The following is a 1874-nucleotide window of genomic DNA, read 5'->3' on the forward strand; positions in this document are numbered from 1 at the left end:
GTCGAGTAGCGCAAGGGAACCTCCCCCTTACGCCCTCACAGAACCGTGCGTAAGACTCTCGCCTTACACGGCTCCTATTATCCAACCTTCACGGCCTTACTCCCAGCTGCCAGTGCGCAAACAGGTTCGGAATGGCCTTAGCCATCCTCCCCAGCCACTTACTCGCCCTGACTTTACGGCCCTGCAGTTTCTTATATTTCTGCCTGGCCCAACTCTTGAGAACAAGGTTCAAATATCCCAGTGCCTCCTGTAGTTCCGATTTGTAGAAGTGTCCGTAGTAATTTATCCACCCTTTGACGACAGGGTTTGTTTCCTCTGCCAGCCTTGTCAGGCTGCTGCCACTTCTACTTGTCAGCTTCCACCCCCTTATCTTTTGCCGGATGGCCTTTTTGGCCTTGTCGCCCACTGCCGGTAAGAAACCCGTAAAGAACTTACCCTTCCTGTTCCTAGACTTCCTGCTTCTGAATGTGTAACCAAGAAAATCGAAAGACATGTTCGGGTAAGTTTTGCGTCGGTCCTCGTCTCTGCAGTAAACAATTTTGGTCTTTTCGGGATGCATTTCCAGTCCGCACGCCTTTAGCCTTTCTGCCAACGCTTCTTTTAGCTCTGTCGCCTGCTGCTCTGTACTGCAATGTATCACACAGTCGTCTGCGTACCGCTCGAACGGGCAGGACGGATAGTTTATCCGCAGCCACTCGTCCATGCAGTAGTGCAGGAAGAGGTTGGCCAGCAGCGGACTAACGACTGCTCCCTGCGGAGTGCCCTTTGTCCTTTCTGTAGTTATCCCATCCCTTTGCTGCACAGGGGCTGTGAGCCACCGCTCGATGTAGAGCAGTACCCATTTGCAGGCTGTGTGCCTACGCACTGCCTTTAGGAGCAACTCGTGCGGAATGCTGTCGAAAAAGCCTTTGATGTCCAGGTCCAGGACCCAGTCCTGCCGCCAGCACCGCTGCCTGGCTTTGCCCACCGCATCCAGTGCGCTTTTGCCCGGCCTGTACCCATAGGAGTCATTATGGAATACCGACTCCAGCACGGGAGCCAGTGTCATGGTGACTACCATCTGGGCGATGCGGTCTGTGACAGTTGGGATACCCAAAGGGCGTGTGCCTCCTCCGCTCTTTGGTATTTCTACCAACAGTACGGGTGAGGGCATGTAGCTACCCGAGCTCATCCGGTTCCATAACCGGTAAAGGTGGTTTCTGCTGTCTTGCTCGAACTCCTCGAGGCCTAGCCCATCCACGCCTGCGCTACCTCCGTTTTGTTTTACCCGCAGGTAGGCTTGGTGCACCAGGTGCTTTGAGATTGTAAATGGTTTTGTCTTAATCATGTCAGTACCTCCTGCAGACTTACCTGCAGTTTTCTTCGTGATAAAAACTGGATAATACACCCCCTTCGCTCCATCCCCATTACAGGGACTTCCTCACTACTACGGGATGTTCCGCCCGCGTGCCCTGCCTCGGTACTCTCGCTCTTGTGGGTCTGCCACTTGAGCTTCTCCCTTGTCATCAGGACGACACGTTCTCACGTTCCGTGCAAATGCCTATGTTAAGGTCACGCTGCCTTAATGCCGGATGCCGCATGAGCAGTAGCCAGGTTGCCCTCATGCTTGTCCCGGGATAGTGGTGACTCCCGGTTTTGACATCACTTATTCGCTAACGACACTTCCTCAGCAGTTCACTTGCGTTCGTCTCCTTAACACCTACCTGCTACCTTTCTGGTAACTTTTCCTTGTCGCTCACGACCATGCCTTTTAAGCAAAGCCGCACAAGGCGGTTTGGAGCCTGCACCTGAATACCGGCTCCGAGGGGCCTGCCCTCATCATTTGCACAGCACCAAAGAAGCACTCGTGTTCTTTGTTCGTGACACACCACCAC

The 1874-nt window shown here is 53.7% G+C and carries 1 protein-coding gene; it reads right to left on the minus strand.

The window, feature by feature from the left end:
- Positions 1-88: 88 nt before the first annotated feature.
- The gene (ltrA, locus tag FJM65_RS21045) at positions 89-1327 is read right to left on the minus strand and encodes a group II intron reverse transcriptase/maturase (RefSeq protein ID WP_140456474.1); all 1239 of its coding nucleotides are present in this window, start codon (positions 1325-1327) and stop codon (positions 89-91) included.
- Positions 1328-1874: the final 547 nt, after the last annotated feature.

The organism is Pontibacter mangrovi, from assembly GCF_006385705.1.
GTDB lineage: Bacteria > Bacteroidota > Bacteroidia > Cytophagales > Hymenobacteraceae > Pontibacter > Pontibacter mangrovi.

Excerpts from the sequence above, each read along its gene's own strand:
- ltrA (WP_140456474.1), bottom strand. The coding sequence starts at position 1,327 with ATGATTAAGACAAAACCATTTACAATCTCAAAGCACCTGGTGCACCAA.